Here is a 22556-nt window from a genome sequence, read left to right as displayed (position 1 = left end):
GTCCTCAGGGAGCCTATCCCGGCCTTTCGGATCGCTGCGGCAGTGACTGGCGCACATTCCTGACATTGGCGCGTGCCAACGATGCGTGGTCCCCGCAAGCGGAGTGAGTGGCGGGCTATGTCCGGAGCCGCGCAGCTAGTCCGGCCGCCGGAAATGCTTCATGCCTGAGGCCGGTTGGATCGGAAGGGCTTACTGGTATCCGCTGGGCATGGAGAAGGCTGTCCCTGAATGTTCGGGTAATCCGCGCGGGACGCACAAGTAGAGGAGTCTACTAGTTGATATGGAGTACGCCCCAATTTTCGATGTGTGCAATGCGCCCGTCCGTGGACCGATAGGGGACCGAAGCGAGCCTTCGCGCGGAATCGCGCCCGCCGGGGGGGACTGACGACGTTACTGCTCCCGGAAGGCTCGGTGCCTGCCCGGACCTGACCCCCGTCGCGACGAGGGGGCGGAATCGCGGGCGGGTCCGGTCGCCTAGAATCGAGGGCATGGAAATCACGGCCCCGGCCAGCGACGACCCGTACGCGCTTGCCGGCGGGACCGTCCCCGACGCTTCCGCCCCGGAGCCCGCCTCCGTCCGCATCCGCATGACGCTGGCCTACGACGGCTCCGGCTTCTCCGGCTGGGCCGCGCAGCCGGGCCGCCTGACCGTGCAAGGCGCGCTCGAGGAGGCGCTGGAGATGCTGTTCCGTCGCCCGGTGCGCACCGCCGTCGCCGGACGGACCGACGCCGGGGTGCACGCCCGCGGCCAGGTGGTCCACTTCGACATCACGCCCGCCGAGTACGCGGGCCTGCCGCGCGGCAAAGACATCGCCCCCGACGTCGCCCTGCTGCGCCGCGTGCGAGGCGTGGTCTCGCGCCTGCGGGGGACCGTCGTCGTGCACGACGCCGGTGTCGCCGCCCCGGGGTTCGACGCCCGCTTCTCCGCGCTGTGGCGGCGGTACTCGTACCGGATCGCGGACGGAGAGGAGCGTTGGGACCCGCTGACCCGCAATGACACGCTCTGGCATGCGACGCACCTGGACGAGGACGCGCTCAACGCGGAGGCCCGCGCGGTCGAGGGACGCCACGACTTCCTGACCTTCTGCAAACCGCGCGAGCGCGCCACCACCATCCGCACGCTGGAGTCGTTCCGGTTCGCGCGCGGGGACGACGGGATCCTGGTCGCGCACCTCCGGGCCGACGCGTTCTGCCACAACATGGTGCGCACGCTCATCGGCGCCGCGCTCATGGTCGGTGACGGACGGCAGCCCCCCGGCTGGGTCGGGGAGCGGCTGGGGGAGCGCGTGCGGGACGCCAAGACCTACCTCGCCGCGCCGCACCCGCTGGTGCTGGAGGAGGTCGCCTACCCCCAGGACGACGACGTCGCGCACCGCGCGTCGCTCACGCGGGCCCGGCGGAAGCCCCACGACGTCTCCGCGCGGCGAGGCTCCGGGTCGTAGGATTGCGGGCCGTGCCGTCCTGCGGCGTGGCGTGTTGATTCACCGGCGCTCCAGGAATCTTGAGTCAAAATTGAGCCATTTCTGTTGCCTGCGGTGCAACTAGCGCTGTTACATTCCTGTCACAGCACCGATGGAAACGCCGACCAGTAGGTCGGCGGACGCATCGGACCGGGGCGGGGAACCCCCGGAACAGACTCAGCGGTAAACGGTTTTATGGCCTGCACCGCGCGAAGAATGGGGGAACGGTGAATCCAGCACTTCGATCCACTCGAGTACCACGGGGCCACAAGAGCGTCCCGATGAACCTGCAGCCTCGTATCCCGGGCGGTGCGCTATGAGAACGGGCGTACTCACCAAGATGGGCGCCGAGATGGCGCCGGCGGCCTCCGTCGGGCGCATCCACGCCCGGCCGCGACCCGCGGGCAGCAGGACGCGAACCCTGACGACGGTCGCCCTGTGGGTGGCTGTCTTGGCCGGATCGGCGCTCCTATTCTCAAACGTCGCCGCTCCACGCATCCTGACGCTGTTCCTGTAGACAGATCCTTTCCGTTCTTCAGACAGACTGCCTCCGCCCGCGGAGGAACCAAGTCCGTCCAGGACAACAACCACCGCAACACCCGGCCGTGACGACGGACCGGGTGTTGTTTGATGTCGAACCGCGTATCTTCCGGTGTTTGGTGGCCGCTCAGCCGCCAAAGACGCCGCTTTTCACGATGTTGATGACGGCGGGACCGAGGATGACGATGAAGAGCGCCGGGAAGATGAAGAGCAGCAGCGGGAAGAGGATCTTCACCGGGAGTTTCATGGCCTGTTCCTCGGCGCGCTGGCGGCGCTTGACCCGCATTTGCGCGGCCTGGGAGCGCAAAACCCGTGCCACCCCGATTCCGTATTTTTCGGCCTGTACGATGGCCCGGACGAAGGACCTGAGGTCGTCGGCGGACGATCGCTCCGCCATGGCGAGGTAGGCGTCGCGGCGCGAACGACCCACCTGCATTTCCTGGAGCGTACGGCTCATCTCCTCCGCCAGTGGTCCGGTCCCGTTCATGGCGACGCGGGACATGGCACCCTCTAGTCCTAATCCCGCCTCGACCGAGATCAACAGCTGGTCCAGGATGTTGGGGAGCTCGCGCTGGATCGCTTCCTGGCGCTTGATGCCAATGTTGTAGGCCAAGAGGTCGGGCAGAAAGTAGCCGAAGACGGTCAGGAAGGCGCCAAGGAGGAGCGTGGTGCCACTCGGATTTCCGAAGAGGAGCAGCAGACCGATGATTGCACCCGCGATCCCGAGCAGCGGCTTCATGACGAGAACCCGTTCCAGCGGCCACGCGGCCGGGCGCCCGGCGCGCGCCAGCAGACGGTCGAGTTTCGCGGCGTAGGTCCCGCTGGTCAGCCTCCGGGCCAGGGCCGCGAAGTCGGACTGCCCCCCGGGCGCCTCCGCGCCCGGTGTGGGCGCGGCGCGGTTGAGGTTCCGTTGGATGAGGACCATCTCGTTGCGGTCGACCGCAACGAAGCCCCAGACCAGGAACGCCAGCGGGAGCACGACCATCAGGATGGCCAGCCAGGCGAGGGTTTCGATGCCCATGGAACGTCCTAGAACTTGATCTGGATGATGCGGCTCATCCACAGCGTGCCGATGGCCATGGAGATGCCGCCGACGACGAGCATCAGGATGCCGAGGGTTTCGGTGAAGAGGGAACCGATATAAGACGGATTCATGACGAACATGATGGCGGTGATCGCGAACGGCAGCCCCACCAGGATGTAGGCGGAGAACTTCCCCTCCGCGGCAAGAGCCCGGATCTGGCCCTTGATTTGGGAGCGTTCGCGGATGGTGTCGCCGACCTGGTCCAGAACCTGAGAGAGGTCGCCGCCCACCTCCCGGTTGATGCGGATGGCGTCGGCCACCCAGGAGAAATCCTCCGACCGCATCCGATGCGCGGACTCCAACATGGTTTGGTCTGGGTCCCTGCCTACGCGGGACTCGTTGACGATCCGACTCAGCTCCTCGGACAGCGGCGCGTCGAATTCCTGCGCGGCGCCGTCGATGGCCCGCATGACGGAGTGCCCGGCGCGGAGGCTGCCGGTTAGCGTCATGATGAGGTCGGGTAGCTGGTCGGCGAACCGGGCGCGGCGCTTGTCCACTTTGAGCCGCAGCGTGAGCCACGCGGCGAACGGGACCAATGTCGCCAGCAGGAGCCCCATGCCCGGACCGCCGATGACGAGTCCGGCGAGCCCCGCGATCAACATGCCGGCCGCGACCACTACGAGGAGCTCCGCGGGAGCCATCTTGACCCCGGCCAGCTCAAGCATCTGTCGGTTGAAGGGGCCGCTCCCGGCCGCGCCGACGCGGCGTTCCATGGCTTGCACGGTGACTCCGCTGAGGCGGGTGAGCGCGGAGGCCTCCGTGGCGTGGTCGCGGTGCACCCGCCTGCGGCTCAGCGGAACCTCGGCGCTGGCGGGCCGCAGGACCACGAAGAGCGTGAGGAGGCAAGCGCCGAGGCACGCGGCGATACCCGCGGCGGGGATCAGCAGGTCCACGGTCAGCGCCTCCCGTGTGCGGGAGGGGTGGCGAAGATGCTCGCCGGCACGGTGATCCCGACCTTCTCGAAGTGCTCGAGGAAGCGCGGACGTACCCCCGTGGAAATGGGCTTCCCGAGGAAACGGCCGTTGGCGTCTACCCCGGCGGAGTAGTCGAAGACGAACGCGTCCTGCAGCGTGACGACGTCGCCCTCCATACCCTGCACCTCGGTCAGGTGGGTTACCCGCCGCGTGCCGTCGCGGAGTCGGGTCAGCTGGACGATCAGATCCACGGCGGAGGTCACCTGTTCGCGGATGGCGCGCAGCGGCAGGTCCATGCCCGCCATGAGCACCAGCGTCTCGAGGCGGGAAACGGCGTCGCGGGGCGAGTTGGCGTGCACCGTGGAGATGGAGCCGTCGTGGCCGGTGTTCATGGCCTGCAGCATGTCGAGGGCCTCGCCCCCGCGGACCTCGCCCACGACGATCCTGTCCGGCCGCATGCGCAGGGAGTTCTTGACGAGGTCCCGGATGGTGATGGCGCCCTTGCCCTCGATGTTGGCGGGACGGCTCTCGAGGCGGACCACGTGGTCCTGCTGCAGCTGCAGCTCGACCGCGTCCTCGATGGTGACGATGCGCTCGTTGTCGGGGATGAAACCGGAGAGCACATTGAGCAGCGTGGTCTTTCCCGTACCCGTGCCGCCGGACACGATGACGTTGAGCCGGGCCTCCACGCAGGCCTCCAGCAGCACCGCCATCTCGCTGCTGAGCGTGCCGAAGTCGATGAGGTCCCGGACGGTGTACGGAGTGGCGGCGAACTTACGGATCGTGAGCGATGGGCCATTGACGGCCAGCGGGGGGATGATGGCGTTGACGCGACTGCCGTCCTCGAGCCGCGCGTCGACGAGCGGCGACGACTCGTCGATCCGCCGACCGACCCGCGACACGATGCGTTCGATGACACGCCGCAGCTGTTCGTCCGAGCTGAATGCGGCGTCGGTGAGATGCAGGCCACCCGAGCGCTCCACGTAGATCTGGTCCTTGTGGTTGACCATGATCTCGGAGACCTCGGGATCGTCCAGGAACCTTTGCAGGGGTCCCAGTCCGAGTACCTCGTCGCCAACATCCCGGATCAACCGCCGCCGCTCTTCCGGCGAGAGCGGGACCTGCTCGGCGTCAATGACCTCGCTCAGCTCGTCGCGCGCGAGCTTGCGCAGCGCCTCCTCCGTGAGAGACGGGTCCGTGATGCGGGAACCGAGTCGTTGGAACAACGCCTCGGCAGACCGGGCCTTGAGCCCGGCCAAGGCGTCGACCGTGCTTCGTTGGCCGCCCGTGGCCTGAGGCGAAGGGGCGGCCCGCGATTTCAGGAGGGGTCCCGGGAGAACCTGGGTTTCCTCCCAGACCGCGGACGAAATGTCGCCGTCGGTCGCATCGACGACGCCGTCGAGGTCTTCGAACAGATCCACCGCCTGGACAGCGGCGAGCCGGGCCGCGAGACCTTCTGGGGCGGCGGGCTCCGCTCCGGCGACGTGTCGGGAAGAAGCCGCGATCGTGCTGGCTGGCTCCGGCGGCAGACCGCGAGCGGCATGGAGCCGATCGGACAGCCTCACGAGACCACCTCCCGACGGTGGAGCCCGCGCCCGGAGGCCTTCGACGAGTCGTCGTCGAACCGTCGCACGAGCTTCTCGAGCCCGCGTGTGGCGCCGTCGCGGACGCGGTCGGCAAGCAGCGGAACCCCCTTATTGGTGCTCAGTGGCACGGCACGGGACCACGGGATGGCGGCGTCAACCGGGAAACCGATCGAGGACTCGATGTCCTGGATGGACAGTCCGCTGCGGCGGTCCGCGAAGTTCAGGACCACGTGGCGGCCCTGCGGAATCAGCTGGAGCTCGCCGAGGACGCTCAGTGCCTTGTTCATGCCGCGGACGCTGGGGACGTCCATCCCGCAGACCCATACGGCGTCGGTGGTCTGTTCGAGCGCCGCGAGGAGGTGCTCGCCGAGTCCCGGGGAGGTGTCCAGGACGACGTACCGGAACTCGGCTGCGAGCTGCGCCACCAGCGCTGCGATCTGGCCGGGGCCGATGAGATCCGCATCGGCGGGTGTCCGCGGACCGCACAGCGCGTAGACCCCCGACTCGTCGACACTCAGATAGGCCTTCAGCACCATGGAATCCTGGGCCGCGGCCCCGAATACGGCGTCGGTGATGGTGTGCTCGGGATCAAGGTGGAGCGCGCTGGCGACGTCCCCGAACTGGAGGTCCAGGTCCACGATGACCACGCCCATGGGAGCGATCTTGGCGAGACCGACCGCCAGGTTGGTCGCGATCGTCGTCTTTCCCACGCCGCCCTTGGGCGACATGATCGAGATGACGCGTCCCCGGCCGCGGTCCGAGCGCGACGGGTCGCCCTGCTGGCGGCGTCGGCCTTCGGCCGTGAGGCACGAGCGCTCCAGCAGCACGCGGAGCTGCGCGGGATCGGCCTTGGGGTCGGCGATGTCGCGGACACCGGCCCGCATCGCCCTCAGGACCAGGTCGGGATCGGAGACCGCGGTGATGACGACGGAGACGTCCGGGTGCTGCAGATCGAGGGCGGTCGAGAGCCAGAGGGCCGCCTCGCGGTCCACGTCGGGACCGACCAGCACGACGTCGGTTGGTTCGCCGCCGCTGCGGGTCAGCAGCTCCGCCGGCGGGAGGCGAACGGCCGCTCCGGCCAGACGGTGGATCGAGCCGACCATCGCCCCGCCGACAGCCGCGCGTACGGTGGCTTCGAAACCAAGGTCGTCGGTCAGTACAAGAAACCTGCTCACTTCAGCACCTCGTTGATGTCCCAGACCTTGGTGTTGCCGGCCTTGGTGTCGTCGTTCTGTTTGGTCAGCCACAGCGATCCGAATTCGCGGGTGTGGATGATTTTCGCCGCTTGGGTCGAGTCGGCCGCAAGGGTCACGTACGCGGAGCCGGTCGGCAGGGCGGTCGTCCCCTCGGCCGTTTCGGTCGACACTTCGCCGGGTGCGACCTGGATGGCGGTCACCAGCACCTTGTCGTAGAGCAGCTTGGTGAGTTTGACCTCGTCGTCGTCGTCCGAGTTCTTTTCCTTGACCGTGTAGTTCCCGTAGAGCCCGACCTGGTCGCCGGCGCGGAGTTTGCCGCCGACCACGCGCTCGGGCTCCAGCACTACCGTGACTTCCTGCAGGCCGGTCGGCACGGGGATCGTTCCGGGAACCAGAAGGGCATCTTCGGCGATCAGCTTCGCGGTGAGCAGTTGCTCGCCCGCGACCAGATCGTGCGCCAAGACTTGACCGTCGTGACCGTCCAAGGACTCCACGGCGCCGTCGGTGACGGCCGCGTTGGGCAGGGTCTTCCGGGTGAGGGAATCGGCGGCCTCGCCGATGGGGGTTCCCGCGGCTATGTCGGCGGTCGCGACCAGCACTTCCACCGGGCTGAGGGACGCCTGGGCGCGGGCGTCCGCGGCCTTCACATAGGTGAGCAGCAGGACGGTGCCCACGATCGCCAGCACCAAGGCCACGACTCCGCCTAGTACGCGACTTTTCATCAGGTTCCCTCGGTCTTTCTCGGATGTGCATGCCGGCCGGAAGGACCGGCGGTCTCACGTGGATGCGGGCGTTAGCCCGTCAGGCTGACGATGTTGGCGCCGTAGGGCGAACCGTCGGTTCCCGGTTCGCCATCGATTTCATCGAAGACGTAGCGCGTGAATCGGCCGATGATGCCCAGGTCGGAATTCTTATAGTTGCCGTCGTCGAAGACCTTCTGGGCGTCGGTGGGCAGATAGTCGTTGCCGCTTTGGAAGTTCCAGCCCCGGACGTCGACGGCTGCGTAGCCGTGAATCCGGTACCTACCGTTGTTCCCCGAGCCTTCGGTCTTGTCGAAGACGGGTAGCAGAGCAATGATCTTGCCGCCCTTCTGGAGGACCGTCTTCCACTCGGCTAGCCGCGTGGGACATCCGGACTTCAGGTTGTTGCCGGTGTCCGAGGTTGCCCACGCTCCGATCGTGGTCTGCGCTTCACAACTACCCCCGGAAGCCTGGTCGATCCAGCCGAACCCGCCCGGCAGCTCTTGGCCGGACGAGGTGCTGTGGCAGGTGTCCTTCTTATCGTTGCCGTTGCCGTGGCTCAGCAGGAACTGGAGCTCCCCGTCGAAGGTCGGCGACGAATCGACCTCGCACTGCGAGAAAGCCAGGGGAAAGAGGGACGTGAGGGAGGACGGTCCTCCCCAGCGGGCCGTTGCGGCCGTTGCGACCTCGGCGCTCGCGAGAGACGGATCGAGAACCTTGGCGAACCATAGGGATACCCGATTCGTGGAGGTGCCGGTTTCGAGCGCGCCGGTTTCAACAACGACCCGGTTGGCCACTGTGTCGACGATGACGGACCGCACATTCGTTAGCCCGTCGACGGCATTCGCATTGGCTAGGCCCGACGTCAGACTGTTCGGGTTGATGCATTGGGGATCGGTTTCGTTCTTGCCGCATACGCTGGCTACGGCCAGCGCTCCGGCGTCGGCACCATTTTGGAGCTGAGCTTTTTCCCAGTAAAGCCGACCCACATCGATGCTCACCGCGGCGAATCCGAGGAGCGCCACCATCATGACGGCGACGAGAACGGCGGAAGCCCCCCGCTCGTCCCTCGCTTTGAGCTGGAGAACGGCGGCCATGAGAACTATCCGCCGCATCGCATCGCCGCCTTGCTCGTCAGCGTGACCGTGTTTCCGGCGAAATCGAACCAGCCAGTGAGTGAGGTGTAGTTCCGGATGGTGGTTACGGTCACGGAGGTGCCACTGGGACAGCCGGAGGCGGGCACAGAGCTGGCAACCAGGTCGGCAGCCATGGGTGCTGCCGCCCGGGCGGTGGCCGTCAGGGTGGCAGATGAGACCGGTGCGCTGGAAGCATGGATCGCATAGTGGCGGGCGGCTTCCCTCGCACCTTGCGTCAATGAGATCTGCTGGTTAAAGGCGTATCCGAATTCGACGATTCCCAAGATGAGGGTGAGGAGAACTGGCAGAAGCAAAGCGAATTCCACTGCTGAGGAGCCGAACTCTCGTTGATCGCTTTGAGTGCTCATTACTCCCAACTCACATAGGGTTGCCGATTTGTCTGATGCAACGGGTGGGTCCCGCCGAAGCGGAACCCACCCATTCCTACTTCCCCGAAGGCTCTGGAGTTACTGAGGGTCTACTTAGGCTTGATCGACGTCCCGACCTTGTTGAGCGATTCGGTCAAGTTCGTGCCGATCAAAGTAACGGCAGTGATCACGACGACGGCAATCAGCGCGACCATGATGCCGTACTCCACGGCCGTGGCGCCCTTCTCGTCGCGGCGCAGCTTGCCGGCGACGGTTTCCATAGCGATGTAGATGTTTGCGAACAGAGTGTTCATGTTGTACCCCAGCCTTGTCTCAAGAAAGTGCGGCCGGTCCGCCGCACCAGGTCGAACGAGTGATGATGGAGAGTTCTCGGGGGAACGACAGGTTCCTGGCTGGTACCACCGGTGCCATGCCGTCGCCGGCCATGCCCCCACGTGGTTCTCCAACCACTGGCACCTGAAATCAGAGCGTAAGCGCGCCGCAGGGTGGTGTCCAGAGTGATTTTCAGATCATCGATGCGCCACATCCCCGAGATGACGTGCAGAGTGGCGCGAAGACGTCTCGAGATGCCATAATCCCTTCACATATTTTTCGGAGATTTTCCTCGCCACTCTGATAACACTGACTACATTGCGCCACATGCGTCACGTGATTCCGCGATCTTGTCGCGCGCATGACAGACTCGCCGCGCACCGCAACTTCCCAGCATTCACACAGATTTAAGGGGCCCGGGGGATGGGGGCGCGTTGACGCCCAGCCGGACCAGGACTGGGCGACGGACTGCGACATGCACCGATTGACTCTTCCCAATCCCGCACGGGCCGCCCGCGCAGGCGGACGTGGGCATCCACGCACGCCAAATTGCTTCACATTTCAACGGCGCAAAGAGACCTTGGTCACGATTCGGCGACAGCTGCGACTTCCGAGCGCGACGGCCCCAAGGGCGCGCCGTGAGGGGCCGAGCCAGGCAACGAACGCGTCGGAGCCCGCAGACGCCCTTTTGGCCCCAGCCCACCCGTGCGGTATCGTTGCAAGCTGTTGTGCGTGTCCTATGCCTGACGAAACCTTCTCCGCGTGACGGCCCAGTTGCAGGGCCCTGGTCTGTGGGGATTGCAGGCAAATAAGGGATGGCCGGTTGGAGTCAGTCCTCACCTGATGAACTGGTACAGCGCATACCGATAACACAGTGCATTCTTGGCGGTGGATCTCACGCCGTTGCCCCGGAACGCGCTTGACCAGTATCCAAGGAAACGAAGGCAATAAACGTGCGTACGTACTCTCCGAAGCCGGGCGACCAGGATCGCCAGTGGCACGTCATCGACGCCACTGACATCGTTCTGGGACGCCTCGCCAGCCAGACCGCAACTCTGCTGCGCGGCAAGCATAAGCCGACGTTCGCCCCCCACATGGACATGGGCGACTTCGTCATCATCATCAACGCCGAGAAGGTGGCCCTCACCGGCGCCAAGCTCGAAAAGAAGCGCGCCTACCGGCACTCCGGCTTCCCGGGCGGCCTCAAGTCCGTGAGTTATGCGGAACTGCTTGAGAAGAACCCGGTCCAGGCCGTGGAGAAGGCCGTCCGCGGCATGCTCCCCAAGAACTCCATTGCGGCGCAGCAGCTCCACAAGCTCAAGGTCTACCGTGGCGCCGAGCACCCGCACGCCGCCCAGCAGCCCAAGACGTTCGAAATCACCCAGGTCGCGCAGTAGCGCTGGGCCCCGAAACAAGAGATAAGTTTTCAAGGAGAATCGTGGCTCAGAACACTGAAGAGCAGAATGAATTTGAGGGTGCTGCGCCTACCGCGTACACCTCCGAGTCGTCGGCGGCCGAAGAGACCGTCGTCAAGGAGCGCCCCGCGCTGACCGTTCCCGGTGCAGCCGTCGGCCGTCGCAAGCAGGCCATCGCCCGCGTCCGCGTCGTCCCCGGTTCCGGCAACTGGATCATCAACGGCCGCACGCTGGAGAACTACTTCCCGAACAAGCTGCACCAGCAGGAAGTCAACGAGCCGTTCAAGATCCTCGATCTTGATGGCGCGTACGACGTCATTGCCCGCATCCACGGCGGCGGCGACTCCGGCCAGGCCGGCGCGCTGCGCCTGGGCATCGCCCGCTCGCTGAACGAGATCGACCGCGACAACAACCGCGCGACGCTCAAGAAGGCTGGCTTCCTGACTCGCGACCCCCGCGCCGTCGAGCGCAAGAAGGCTGGCCTCAAGAAGGCACGCAAGGCCCCGCAGTACTCGAAGCGCTAAACCCGCTTTCCCGAAGGCCCCGCAGCTTTTTGCTGCGGGGCCTTTTGGCGTTCCGGGCACGACGGCGGTACAGGCACCTGAACGACGCCTCGGCCGCGCTGCCGCCGTCGCCCGGCGAACCTAGCCGACGCCGCGGGCGCGGGCGTAGGCTCGCGTCCATGACGACCCCACCAACGCCGCCGCCGAAAGTCGAAGTCCTGCCCGCCCACGAATGCTGGACCTACCTACGAGGGGAGACCGTCGGACGCCTCGGCGTGACCGTCGACGGCACGCCCCAGGTCTTCCCGATCAACTACGTGGTCGACCACGGGTCGTTGGTCTTCCGCACGGCCCCGGGCACCAAGCTGACGGCCCTGCTCTCCGGCCGCCCCGTCGCGCTGGAGACCGACGGCGTCGCCGCCGACACCGGCGACGCGTGGAGCGTTATGGCGACGGCGACCGCCGAGCCGATCGAGCGGATCGAGGACGTCCTGGACTCCGCGGCGCTGGAGCTCTTCCCCTGGCAGGAGGGGCAGAAGGACCACTTCATCCGGCTCGTCGTGGGCGAGGTCAGCGGGCGCCGCTTCGCCGTGGCCCCGAAGTCCGCGTGGTCCAACGAGGCGGACGCGCCCCGGGCCGCGTCGGAGTAGCGCCGGTCCCGGGTGGCGGCCCACGGGCCGGTCCCATCCCGGGAGCACGGGACCGCCGAGCCCGCCCGGCCCGGCGGACGGCGCGGCGAGGAGGCTGGCATGGCGGAACCGCGGGAGCCGCGGAGGACGGCGGCGATCCCGCACGCCGTCGAGCTCGGTGCCTCCCCGACGGCCGCTGCCGCGCTGGCGCCCTTTGACGCCGTGGTGTTCGACCTCGACGGGGTCGTCACCGACACCGCGCGCCTGCATCTGGAGGCCTGGCGGGAGCTCTTCGACGCCGTCTTGGCGGACCCGCGGCTGCGCGTCGACGGGCGCCCGGAACCGTTTACCGACGACGACTACTACGCCTTCCTCGACGGCCGCCCGCGGGAGGACGGGATCGCCGCGTTCCTCGCCGCCCGCGGCATCGCGCTGCCGGCCGGGTCCGCGGACCAGGTGGGGGATGAATCCCCAGGCGACGGCGCGCCGCAACGGGCGACCGTTGCCACGCAGCCGACGTCCGGAGCGTCAGCGCCGCCGCCGGACCCGACGCGCGGCCCGCGGGGCCCCGCGGACCTGACCCCGGGACCGGCCCCGGTGCACATCGCCCGTGCTCACGCAGACCTGACCGTCGCCGCGCTTGCCGCCGCCAAGGACCGCCTGTTCCGCGTCCGCCTCGCCGCCGAGGGCGTCGCAGTCCTGCCCGGGAGCGTCGACCTGCTGCGCCGGCTGCGCAACGGCGGCGTCCGGCTGGCGCTGGCATCCTCTAGCCGCAACGCCCGACCGGTCCTCGAAGCCGCCGGGCTCGCGGACGCCTTCGACGAGGTCGTGGACGGGCGGGACGCGGCCGCGCTGGGGCTCTCCGGCAAGCCCGCCCCCGACCTGTTCCTCGAGGCCGCGCGGCGGCTCGGGGCCACCCCGGCGCGCACCGCCGTCGTCGAGGACGCCGTGGCCGGCGTCCGGGCCGCCCGGGCCGGCGGGTTCGGCCTGGTGGTGGGCATCGACCGGCACGGGCACCGCGCGCTGCTGGAGGCCGCCGGGGCCGACGCGGTCCTGGGGAACCTGACCGAGTTCGACGTCGGACGCGTCGCCAGCGACCCGCTGGTGCTGGTCTACGAGGGCTTCGACCCCGCCCACGAGGGGCACCGGGAGGCGCTGACCGCGCTCGGCAACGGCTACCTCGGCACGCGCGGGGCCGCCCCGGAACGCGCCGCCGACGCCCTGCACTATCCGGGCACCTACCTCGCCGGCGTCTACAACCGGCTGGAGAGCGTGGTCCAGGACCACAGGGTCGAGCTGGAGGACATGGTCAACGCGCCCAACTGGCTGCAGTTCGACCTGCGCCTCGGCGCGGACTGGTGGTCCGCGGGCGGCCTGCGGATCGTCGAGGAGCGGCGCGAGCTGGACCTGCGGCGGGCCGTCCTGGGCCGCAGCGTGCTGCTGGAGAACCGCGCGGGGGACCGGCTGCGCGTCCGGCAGCGGCGGATCGTCTCGATGGCGGACAAGCACCTCGCCGCGCTGGAGACCGTGCTGACCGCCGTCGACCGGGACGTCCAGATCCAGGTCCGCAGCGGCACGGACACCACGGTGGTCAACGCCAACGTCCCGGAGGACGCGCTGCTGGCCAACCGGCACCTGGTCCAGCTGGGGCAGGGGACGCTGCCCGGCGGCACCCAGTACACGGAGGTCCTGACCAGCGACAGCGCGATCCGCATCGCCGTCGCCGTGCGCACCACGGCGCGGGACCCGGAGGGGGACCTGCCGCCCACGGCCGCCGGCAACATCGGGTGGACGCTACTGGTGAAGCTGCGCGCCGGCATCCCGGTGACGGTCCTGAAGACGGCCGCGTTCGTCACGTCGCGGGACAGCGCGATCTCCAGCCCGCGGACCGCGGCGCTGGCCGAGGTCGCCCGCGCGCCGGGCACGTTCGCGCAGCTCGCCACCCGGCACCACGCCGCGTGGCACCCGCTCTGGCGGCTCTTCGCCGTGCACATGGACGCGGACCCGCAGACCCAGCTGGTCCTGAACCTCCACGTGTTCCACCTGCTGCAGACCATCACCCCGCACACCGCGGACCTCGACGCCGGCGTCCCGGCCCGCGGGCTGCACGGCGAGGGCTACCGGGGGCACGTGTTCTGGGACGAGCTGTTCGTGCTGCCGCTGGTCACCACGCGGCTGCCCTCCCTGACCCGGGAGCTGCTGGGCTACCGCTGGCGACGGCTGGACGCGGCCCGGGACGCCGCGCGGGCGGAGGGGCTGGCCGGGGCGCTGTTCCCGTGGCAGTGCGGCAGCGACGGCCGGGAGGAGACGCCGGACCGCCTCTACAACGCCCGCTCCGGCCGCTGGATCCCGGACAACTCCCGCCGCCAGCGGCACGTGGGGCTCGCCGTCGCCTTCAACGCGTGGTCCTACGCCGAGGCCACGGACGACCGCGAGTGGCTCCTGGCCCAGGGAGCGGACCTGCTGGTGGAGGTGGCGCGGCTCTTCGCCTCGCTCGCCGAGCACGATCCGCGGACGGACCGCTTCCACCTGCGCGGAGTCATGGGCCCGGACGAGTACCACGACGGCTACCCGGGCCGCCCCGGCGCGGGCGTGGACGACAATGCCTACACGAACGTCATGGCGGCCTGGCTGTTCCGGACCGTCGCCCGGCTCCTCCTGCCCGCCCGGGACGGGGAGTGGCTGAGCGTGCGCCGGCGCCTGCTGATCTCGCCGGGGGAGGTGCGTGCCTGGGACACGCTGAGCCGGCGGATGTTCGTGCCGTTCCACGACGGGACCATCAGCCAGTTCGCCGGCTACGCGGACCTCGCCGAGCTGGACTGGGAGGGGTACCGCCGCCGCTACGGCAACATCGAGCGCCTGGACCTCATCCTGGAGGCCGAGGGGGACACCACCAACCGCTACCGGCTCTCCAAGCAGGCGGACGTCCTCATGCTCGTCTACCTGCTGGGCGCGGACGGGCTGCGGGACGAGCTGTCCCGGCTCGGCTACGACGTCGGCCCCGACGAGTTGCGCGCCACGGTCGCCTACTACCTGGCGCGCACGGCGAACGGCTCGACGCTCAGCCGGGTGGCGCACGCCTCGGTCCTGGCCACCGTGGACCCGGAGGCCGCGTGGGCGACGTACCGGGAGGCGCTGGACGCGGACCTCGACGACACGCAGGGCGGCACCACGCGCACCGGCGTACACCTCGGCGCGATGGCGGGCAGCATCGACGTGGTGCAGCGCAGCTTCGCCGGGCTGCGGATGGGCCGCGACGGTCTGGCGTTCGCCCCGCGCATGCCCGCCGGGCTGCGGCACGTGTCCTTCAGCGTGCGCTACCGCGGCCACCTCCTGCACGTGGGCCTCGGCGGCGGACGCCTGCAGCTGCGCTCCGAGCCGGGCACGCCGCCGCCCGTGCGCGTGCGCGTCGGCGCCCGCGTCTTCTCGCTGGCGCCCGGCGGCCGGCTCGACGTGCCGATCGACGACGGCGTCCGGGGCGAGGCGCCGCCCGACGCCGGGCCGGGCCCCGCCGCGGCGAAGAACGCGCGGGACCCGGGCGAGCCAGGCGACGCTCCGGCGTCGGACCCTAGGACCGGCTGATGACCACCTTCAGGGCCTTGGTTTCCGCGGCCCGGCCGAAGGTGTCGTAGGCGTCCATGAACTCGTCGAAGCCGAACCGGTGCGTGGCGAACCGCTCGGCCGGGATCTTCCCGCTGGCCACCAGCTTGAGCAGCAGCGGGGTGGTGTTGGCGTTGACCAGCCCGGTGCTGATGTTGATGTTCTGGATCCACAGCTGCTCCAGGTGCAGCTCCACGGACTTGCCGTGGACGCCCACGTTGGCCACGTTGCCGCCCGGGCGGACCAGGTCCACGGCCATCTGGAACGTCAGCGGGATGCCGACCGCCTCGATCGACACGTCCACGCCCTGCCCGTCGGTGAGCGCCAGGACCCGCTCCTTCCAGTCGGACGCCGCCGAGGAGACGGTGTCCGTGGCCCCGAACTGGCGGGCCTGCTCCAGGCGGTTCTCGTCCAGGTCAACGGCGATGATCCGCGCCGCGCCGTACAGCCCGGCCGTGGCCATCGCGGCCAGGCCCACGGGCCCGGCGCCGATCACGGCGACCGTGTCGCCGGGCTTGACCCGCCCGTACCGGACGCCGATCTCGAAGCCGGTGGGCAGGATGTCGGAGAGCATCACGGCCTGCTCGTCGGTGACGCCCTCCGGCAGCTTGTGCAGCGAGTTCTCCGCGTAGGGCACGCGCACGTACTCGGCCTGCGTCCCGTCGATGAGGTGCCCGAAGATCCAGCCGATCCCGGACTGCCCCTCGTCGCCCATGCAGTGCGAGTTCAGGCCGGCGACGCAGTTGGCGCAGTGCCCGCAGGACTTGATGCAGGAGACGATCACGCGGTCGCCCACCTTGATCCCGGTCACCGAGGATCCGGTCTCCGTCACGGTGCCGACGCCCTCATGGCCCAGGACGCGACCGGGCTGGACGGCCGGGACGTCGCCCTTGAGGATGTGCAGGTCCGTGCCGCAGATGGTAGTGGTGTCGATCCGCACGATCGCGTCGGTGGGACGCTGGATGGTCGGGTCCGGGACGTCGGTCCAGGACTTCTTGCCCGGACCCTCGTAGACGACAGCCTTCATGGTGCTTTCCTTCCGATGGTGGTTTCTTCCCCGGCGGTCTCTCCCGTTGCGGACTCCTCGCGGGCCGGCGGCGGAACGATCAGCACGGGGCAGTGGGCGTGCGCCGAGCAGGCGGCGGAGACGGATCCCAGCAGCAGGCCGGTGAACCCGCCCAGCCCCCGACTCGCCAGCACCAGCATCCGGGCGCCCCGGCTTGCCTCGATGAGGATCCGCGAGGGCTGGCCGCGCGAGATGGTGGTGCGCAGCCCCTCCGGCGGGCGCTCGCCGAACGCGGCGGCGAGGGCCGCGGAGAGGGCCTGCCCGGCGTCGCGCTCGGGGTCCCAGTCCGGCGGCGGGAAGGCGCCGGGCACCAGCTGGATCTCCCAGACCAGGTGGACGTCGAGGGTTCCACCGAGGGCCGCGGCGAGGCGCTGCGCCTCGAGCAGCGCGTCGACGGAGGCGTCGGATCCGTCCACCCCGACGACGATGCGGGGCGTGCCCGATTCCGGTGCGCTCATCGTGGTTCCCTGCGTGAGAGGAGGGCTCGCGTGGCCGTGCCGACCTGGGGACGGCCGCGCCTGAACAGGGCCAGTGTGGCACGCGCGGACGGGGTTGGGTACCCTTCGTGCGGCCCCGGTGCGGGGTTGTTGCCGGCCCGGTCTACGGTGTGGCGGGCTCCGCGGGCGGGGTGGTGACGGGATCGGCGGGCTCGGTGGTGCCGGGGTCGGCCGGATCGGCGGGCTCGGTGGTGCCGGGGTCGGCCGGATCGGCGGGCTCGGTGGTGCCGGGGTCGGCCGGATCGGCGGGCTCGGTGGTGCCGGGGTCGGCCGGATCGGTAGTGACAGGGTCGGCGGGCTCGACCGGATCCGGGCAGGCGGCGCCGACCCACCCGCCGCCCGTGTAGATGAAACACAGTCCCGGGAATTCCGGGGGCGGTTCGAGGGCGGGCGCCGGTGCGGCGGCGGCCGACAGCGGGACCACCGCGAGGAAGGCGACGGCGGCCAACAGTGCCGGGGCGGTGGTCTTGTTCATCGGATGCTCCTCGGTGGCCGGGCGTGCGTGCGGTTGGCGCCATGATGCGCCGCATCGCGTCCGAAAGCTAGGTTTGGCCACGGGTCGAACCGAGATCGTCACAAGCGCCAGCGGTTCGACGGCAGCGCGCGATCGGGACGGAACGCGTCCCGTGAGGCAGCCCGCAAAGGATGGAACGGGACCGCTATGGCACGCGCGGCCGGGGCGTGACGGGACCGGTATGGCACGCGGTGCCGGGGTTGGGTACCCTTCGAAAAGGGACGCGGGGCAATCCGTCTCCGACCAGCCGAATCGCGGGCTTTGGCGCCGCCGGACCTATGATGGACAACTATGGCAAGGTTATTTGGCACGGATGGCGTCCGTGGAAAAGCGAACGTGCTCATCACCCCCCAGCTCGCGATGCAGCTCGCGCAGGCCGCCGCGGTGGTGCTGGGCTTCGAGCAGGTCCCCCACGGCAAGCGGCCCGTGGCCGTGGTCGCGCGCGACCCGCGCATCAGCGGCGACTTCATCTCCGCGGCCATCGAGGCCGGCCTCGCGGCCTCCGGCGTCGACGTGTTCGACGCCGGCGTCCTCCCCACCCCGGCGGCCGCGTACCTGGTGGCGGACCTGGGCGCGGACTTCGGCGTGATGATCTCCGCCTCGCACAACGCGGCCCCGGACAACGGCATCAAGTTCCTGGCCCGCGGCGGCAAGAAGCTGGACGACGCACTCGAGGACGCCATCGAGGCCGAGATGGAGCGCGAACCCCGCCGCCCCGTGGCCGGCGACGTGGGGCGCGTGCAGCGCTTCGCCGACGCCGAGGACCGCTACGTGGTCCACCTGCTCGGCACCCTGCCCAACCAGCTCAACGGGCTCAAGGTGGTCCTCGACTGCGCCCACGGCGCCGCGAGCGGCTGTTCGCCCGAGGTCTTCTCCACCGCCGGCGCGGAGGTCGTGGTCATCGGGGCCGACCCGGACGGACTGAACATCAACGACGGCTACGGCTCCACCCACCTGCAGAACCTGCAGGCCGCGGTCCTCGCGCACGGCGCCGACCTCGGGATCGCGCACGACGGCGACGCCGACCGCTGCCTCGCCGTGGACCACGAGGGCACCGTGGTGGACGGCGACCAGATCATGGCCATCATGGCCACCACCCTGAAGGACCAGGGCAAGCTCAAGGACAACACGCTCGTGGCCACGGTCATGAGCAACCTCGGCCTGAAGATCGCCATGCGCGAGGCCGGGATCGAGATCCGGGAGACCGGCGTCGGGGATCGCTACGTGCTGGAGGCCATGCGCGACGGCGCGTTCAACCTCGGCGGCGAACAGTCCGGCCACGTCATCTTCGCGGACTACGCCACGACCGGCGACGGCGTGCTGACCGGCCTGCAGATCGCCGCGCGCGTCGCCGGCACCGGGCGGACGCTCAAGGACCTGGCCGGGATGATGACCGTGCTCCCGCAGGTGCTCATCAACGTCAAGGGCGTGGACCGCGCCGCCGTGGGGCACAACCCCGCGGTGGCCGCCGCCGTCCTCGAGGCGGAGATCGAGCTCGGCGAGTCCGGGCGCGTCCTGCTCCGCCCCTCCGGCACCGAACCCGTGGTGCGCGTGATGGTCGAGGCGCAGGACCAGGCGGCGGCGGACTCGATCGCGCGGCGCCTCGCCGACGTCGTGCAGGGGGAGCTGGCGCTCACGCCACACCTGGCCTGAGACCGGCCACGCAGCGCGCATGGCCCGAGGCGGCCCCACGCCGCGCGCCTGGGACCAGTGCGGCCCCATGCGCCACACCCGGCCACAGCGGCCACCTCCGCGATCGGCGGCCACGGGCCGGTAATGTTCAGCACGGGATCGGCTGAACACCACCGGCCCCAACCGCCCCTCGACGCAGCACCTTTGCCGACCGGAGGACCACCACCCATGCGACTGCTGGCCGGCATCCGGCAACTCAACAGCATCATCGGCCTGCGCGAAGAGGCGCCCGCCGTCTCGGGGCGTGCCGCGCTGATCCTGAACCAGGGGCCCACCGTGGCCGCCACCGTCGTCGTGCTCGCGCTGATCGCCGTCGTGCACCCGCACCACGCGCTGACCGACCCCGCGCTCTGGGCCGGCGTCGCGATCATCGCCGCCGCCACCGCCGCGGCGTGCCTGGCCCCCTGGGACCGCCTCCCGTGGCGCGCGCAGCTGCTGCTGCCCGTCGCCGACGTCGTGGGGCTGTCCCTGCTGGCGGTCGGGGGCCACCACTCGCTGGCCGGGCTGTCCGTCCTGCTGGCGCTCCCGTTCTTTTGGCTCGCCTGGTCCCGCGTCCTGCCGCGCACGGTGCGCGCGGCCTCGTTCCTGCTGCCGCTGGCCGTGGTCTACGTCCAGCGCATCAACGAGGACGCCGGCGAGGGCCTGGACTACCTGCTCCGCCCGCTCCTGATGCCGGTGATGGTCCTGGCGTTCACCGTCTCGGTCTCGGTGATGTCCTCGATCGTCGCGGGGACCGAGCGCCGGCTCGGGGACGCGCTGCGCGAGGCCGAGCAGCGCAGCATGCTCCTGGACGGCATCCTGGACGCAGCGAACGCCGGTGTCGTGGTGGTCGACCAGAACGGCAGCGACCTGCTGATGAACGCGCGGCAGAAGGAGATCCACCGCAAGGCCACCCCGCCGGGGGCGGCGGACCCCCGCGAGGACGAGCTGCTGGTCTTTGGCGCCGGCCGGAGCGATCCGCTGGAGGCGCAGGACCGTCCCGTGCGCCGGGCGGTCCAGGGCGAGGAGTTCACCGGGCAGCTGGTGTGGATCGGCCCGCCGGGGGACCAAGGCGCGTACTCGGTGTCCGCGCGGAACATGCTGGACTCCGCGGGGGAGTACCGGGGCTCGGTGGTGGTGTTCCACGAGGTCACCGACCTGCTGGAGGCGCTGTCGGCGAAGGACGACTTCCTCGCCAACATGAACCACGAGCTGCGCACGCCGCTGACCTCGATCGTCGGGTACCTCGAGATGGCGCAGGACGATCCGCAGGTGACCCCGTCGCTGGCCATGTACGTCTCGGTGGCCCGGCGCAACGCCGAGCGGCTGCTGGGCCTGGTGGGGGACATGCTGGACGCCGCCGTCGGCAAGCTGGACGTCACCGCGGAGCCCGTGGACTTCGCCGAGATCGTGGACGCGTGCGTCCGGGCGCAGTCGGTGCGGGCCGAGCGGTCCGGGATCGAGCTGGCCGCGCGCATCGACGGGCCGCTGAAGATGGCGGGCGACGCCCGGAGGCTCGGGCAGGTCGTGGACAACCTGGTCTCCAACGCGCTGAAGTACACCCGGCGCGGGGGGACGGTCACGATCACTGCCGGGTCCGAGGCCGGGAACGCCGTGCTCGAGGTCTCCGACACCGGGATCGGCATGAGCGAGGATGAGCTGGAGCGCGCGTTCACGCGCTTCTTCCGGACCGCGTCGGTGCGCAACTCGGCGATCGCGGGCGCGGGCCTGGGGCTGGCGATCGCCAAGGACCTCGTGGAGGCCCACGGCGGCGCCATCGTCGCGCGGAGCACGCTCGGCGAGGGCACCACGTTCCGGGTCACGCTGGGCCCGACGGCGGCCCGGCAGGGGTCCGCGAGCGCGGTGCTCGGCGCGCCGACGGGCGACTAGCTCCGGGGTCAGGAGCGGCTGCGGAGCGCGTCGCGGATCTCCGTGAGCAGGACGATCTGCGCGTCGGCCTCCTCCTCGGCGGGCGCCTGCCCCGCGGCGAGCCGGGCGTTGCGCCGCTCGATCACCTTGTTCATCGGCAGCACGACGGCGAAGTACACGGCCGCGGCGACCAGCAGGAAGTTGACGAGCGCGGTGAGGAAAACGCCCACCTTGATGTCGCCGAAGGCGAGGAACTCGTCGAAGTTGGGGGTCCCGGTGAGCAGGGCGATGAGCGGCATGAGCACGCTGGCGACGAACGCGTTGACGACCGCGCCGAACGCGGCGCCGATCACGACGGCCACGGCGAGGTCCACGACGTGGCCCTTGAGGATGAAGTCCCTGAATCCCTGGATCATGCGGCCACCGTACCGCCGGCGCCGCGCGGCGGGGAAGGTCCTCAGATCTTGCGGAGCAGCATCCGCCGGATCGAGTGGTCCGCGTCCTTGGTCAGCACCAGCTGCGCGCGGCCGCGCGTGGGCAGCACGTTCTTGCGCAGGTTGGGCTCGTTGATGCTCTTCCAGATCCCCAGCGCGGTGGCGCGGGCCTCGTCGTCGCTCAGCGCGGCGTACTTGTGGAAGTACGACGCCGGGTCGGCGAACGCGCCGCTGCGCAGGCGCATGAAGCGGTCGATGTACCACTCCTCGATGTCCGCGGTCCGCGCGTCCACGTAGATCCCGAAGTCGAAGAAGTCGCTCAGCGTCAGCCCGGCGGTGCCGTCCGAGCGGATCCGGGCGGGCGCGAGCACGTTCAGGCCCTCGACGATCAGGACGTCGGGGCGGCGCACCACGACCTCGCGGTCCGGGACGATGTCGTAGGTCAGGTGCGAGTACCAGGGGGCGCGGACCTCGTCGGCGCCGGACTTGACCTCGGAGACGAAGCGCAGCAGCCGCCGCCGGTCGTAGGACTCGGGGAAGCCCTTGCGGTTCATCAGCCCGCGGCGGTTGAGCACCTCGTTGGGGTAGAGGAAGCCGTCGGTGGTGATGAGCTCCACATTGGGGGTGTCCGGCCAGCGGCGCAGCATCTCCTGCAGCACGCGGGCGGTGGTGGACTTGCCGACCGCCACCGAGCCGGCGACGCCGATCACGAACGGCGTGCGCTGGGTGCTCTCCCCGAGGAAGGTGTTGGTGGCCTGGTGGAGCTGGCCCGCGCCTTGGACGTAGAGGTTCAGCAGCCGGGACAGGGGGAGGTAGACGTCGCTGATCTCCGCCAGATCCAGCTGTTCGCCGAGCCCGCTGAGGCGCGCGAGGTCCTCCTCGTCCAGCGGCTGCTCGATTTCGTTGGCCAGCCGCGCCCACGTCTGCCGGTCCAGCTCGACATAAGGTGAGACTCCGGTGTCGTTTACCTTGTGTCCGTTCACCCATGCATTCTGTCAACA

20 protein-coding genes are annotated in these 22556 nt (G+C 69.6%); 7 read left to right on the top strand and 13 right to left on the bottom strand.

Annotated features, from left to right (window positions below; genetic code table 11):
- Positions 1-587: 587 nt before the first annotated feature.
- A complete protein-coding gene (locus tag ACETWP_RS05370; RefSeq protein WP_373971325.1) occupies positions 588-1442 on the top strand; it encodes a tRNA pseudouridine synthase A in 855 nt (284 codons plus the stop codon).
- A gap of 685 nt (positions 1443-2127) precedes the next feature.
- On the opposite strand, the gene ACETWP_RS05365 is transcribed toward ACETWP_RS05370, so the two are convergent.
- The 8 genes from ACETWP_RS05365 to ACETWP_RS05330 form a co-directional block, all read right to left on the bottom strand.
- A complete protein-coding gene (locus tag ACETWP_RS05365; RefSeq protein ID WP_373971184.1) occupies positions 2128-3021 on the bottom strand; it encodes a type II secretion system F family protein in 894 nt (297 codons plus the stop codon).
- An 8-nt stretch (positions 3022-3029) separates the two neighbouring features.
- Positions 3030-3977, bottom strand: a complete 948-nt coding sequence (locus tag ACETWP_RS05360) for a type II secretion system F family protein (protein ID WP_373971183.1) — start codon at positions 3975-3977, stop codon at positions 3030-3032.
- Positions 3978-3979: 2 nt separating this feature from the next.
- On the bottom strand, positions 3980-5320 hold the full coding sequence (locus tag ACETWP_RS05355; protein WP_373971324.1) for a TadA family conjugal transfer-associated ATPase: 1341 nt from the start codon (positions 5318-5320) through the stop codon (positions 3980-3982).
- Between the two features lie 239 nt (positions 5321-5559).
- Positions 5560-6759 (bottom strand): CpaE/TadZ family protein, encoded by a 1200-nt coding sequence (locus ACETWP_RS05350; RefSeq protein WP_373971182.1) that lies wholly within the window; start codon positions 6757-6759, stop codon positions 5560-5562.
- Positions 6756-7475, bottom strand: coding sequence for a Flp pilus assembly protein CpaB (gene cpaB, locus ACETWP_RS05345; RefSeq protein WP_373971181.1), 720 nt, complete (start codon positions 7473-7475; stop codon positions 6756-6758). The genes ACETWP_RS05350 and cpaB overlap by 4 nt, the downstream gene beginning before the upstream one ends.
- Before the next feature lie 98 nt (positions 7476-7573).
- Positions 7574-8617 carry a TadE/TadG family type IV pilus assembly protein gene (locus tag ACETWP_RS05340; protein ID WP_373971180.1) on the bottom strand — a complete coding sequence of 348 codons (1044 nt, stop codon included), beginning with the start codon at positions 8615-8617 and terminating at the stop codon, positions 7574-7576.
- A 5-nt stretch (positions 8618-8622) separates the two neighbouring features.
- Positions 8623-9024 carry a TadE/TadG family type IV pilus assembly protein gene (locus ACETWP_RS05335; RefSeq protein ID WP_373971179.1) on the bottom strand — a complete coding sequence of 134 codons (402 nt, stop codon included), beginning with the start codon at positions 9022-9024 and terminating at the stop codon, positions 8623-8625.
- Positions 9025-9134: 110 nt separating this feature from the next.
- Positions 9135-9338, bottom strand: a complete 204-nt coding sequence (locus ACETWP_RS05330) for a Flp family type IVb pilin (protein WP_373971178.1) — start codon at positions 9336-9338, stop codon at positions 9135-9137.
- Positions 9339-10310: 972 nt separating this feature from the next.
- On the opposite strand from ACETWP_RS05330, the gene rplM reads away from it, so the two are divergent.
- The 4 genes from rplM to ACETWP_RS05310 all read left to right on the top strand — a co-directional run bounded on the left by rplM (position 10311) and on the right by ACETWP_RS05310 (position 15486).
- The gene (rplM, locus tag ACETWP_RS05325) at positions 10311-10754 is read left to right on the top strand and encodes a 50S ribosomal protein L13 (protein ID WP_373971177.1); all 444 of its coding nucleotides are present in this window, start codon (positions 10311-10313) and stop codon (positions 10752-10754) included.
- Between the two features lie 41 nt (positions 10755-10795).
- Complete coding sequence (gene rpsI / locus ACETWP_RS05320; RefSeq protein ID WP_373971176.1) at positions 10796-11296, top strand: 30S ribosomal protein S9; 501 nt, start codon at positions 10796-10798, stop codon at positions 11294-11296.
- 158 nt (positions 11297-11454) lie between these two features.
- On the top strand, positions 11455-11925 hold the full coding sequence (locus tag ACETWP_RS05315; RefSeq protein ID WP_373971175.1) for a pyridoxamine 5'-phosphate oxidase family protein: 471 nt from the start codon (positions 11455-11457) through the stop codon (positions 11923-11925).
- A gap of 99 nt (positions 11926-12024) precedes the next feature.
- A complete protein-coding gene (locus ACETWP_RS05310) occupies positions 12025-15486 on the top strand; it encodes an HAD-IA family hydrolase (RefSeq protein WP_373971174.1) in 3462 nt (1153 codons plus the stop codon).
- Here ACETWP_RS05310 and ACETWP_RS05305 read toward each other — a convergent pair.
- From ACETWP_RS05305 to ACETWP_RS05295, 3 genes are all read right to left on the bottom strand, one after another.
- A complete protein-coding gene (locus ACETWP_RS05305) occupies positions 15473-16531 on the bottom strand; it encodes a zinc-dependent alcohol dehydrogenase family protein (RefSeq protein ID WP_373971173.1) in 1059 nt (352 codons plus the stop codon). The genes ACETWP_RS05310 and ACETWP_RS05305 overlap by 14 nt on opposite strands.
- On the bottom strand, positions 16528-17028 hold the full coding sequence (locus ACETWP_RS05300) for a universal stress protein (protein ID WP_373971172.1): 501 nt from the start codon (positions 17026-17028) through the stop codon (positions 16528-16530). The genes ACETWP_RS05305 and ACETWP_RS05300 overlap by 4 nt, the downstream gene beginning before the upstream one ends.
- A 142-nt stretch (positions 17029-17170) precedes the next feature.
- Positions 17171-17542, bottom strand: coding sequence for a hypothetical protein (locus ACETWP_RS05295; protein ID WP_373971171.1), 372 nt, complete (start codon positions 17540-17542; stop codon positions 17171-17173).
- A gap of 330 nt (positions 17543-17872) precedes the next feature.
- On the opposite strand from ACETWP_RS05295, the gene glmM reads away from it, so the two are divergent.
- Positions 17873-19234, top strand: a complete 1362-nt coding sequence (gene glmM / locus ACETWP_RS05290) for a phosphoglucosamine mutase (RefSeq protein WP_373971170.1) — start codon at positions 17873-17875, stop codon at positions 19232-19234.
- A gap of 207 nt (positions 19235-19441) precedes the next feature.
- A complete protein-coding gene (locus ACETWP_RS05285) occupies positions 19442-21142 on the top strand; it encodes a sensor histidine kinase (RefSeq protein WP_373971169.1) in 1701 nt (566 codons plus the stop codon).
- A gap of 8 nt (positions 21143-21150) precedes the next feature.
- Here ACETWP_RS05285 and mscL read toward each other — a convergent pair whose 3' ends face one another.
- Both mscL and coaA read right to left on the bottom strand, forming a co-directional pair.
- On the bottom strand, positions 21151-21537 hold the full coding sequence (gene mscL, locus ACETWP_RS05280) for a large conductance mechanosensitive channel protein MscL (protein ID WP_373971168.1): 387 nt from the start codon (positions 21535-21537) through the stop codon (positions 21151-21153).
- 41 nt (positions 21538-21578) lie between these two features.
- A complete protein-coding gene (gene coaA / locus ACETWP_RS05275) occupies positions 21579-22538 on the bottom strand; it encodes a type I pantothenate kinase (RefSeq protein WP_373971167.1) in 960 nt (319 codons plus the stop codon).
- Positions 22539-22556: the final 18 nt, after the last annotated feature.

The sequence above is a fragment of the Arthrobacter halodurans genome (genome assembly GCF_041877255.1).
In the GTDB taxonomy this organism is placed as follows: domain Bacteria; phylum Actinomycetota; class Actinomycetes; order Actinomycetales; family Micrococcaceae; genus Arthrobacter_N; species Arthrobacter_N halodurans.
Note: the sequence above shows the minus strand (reverse complement) of the source record. Positions and strands in the feature narration are given on the sequence as shown.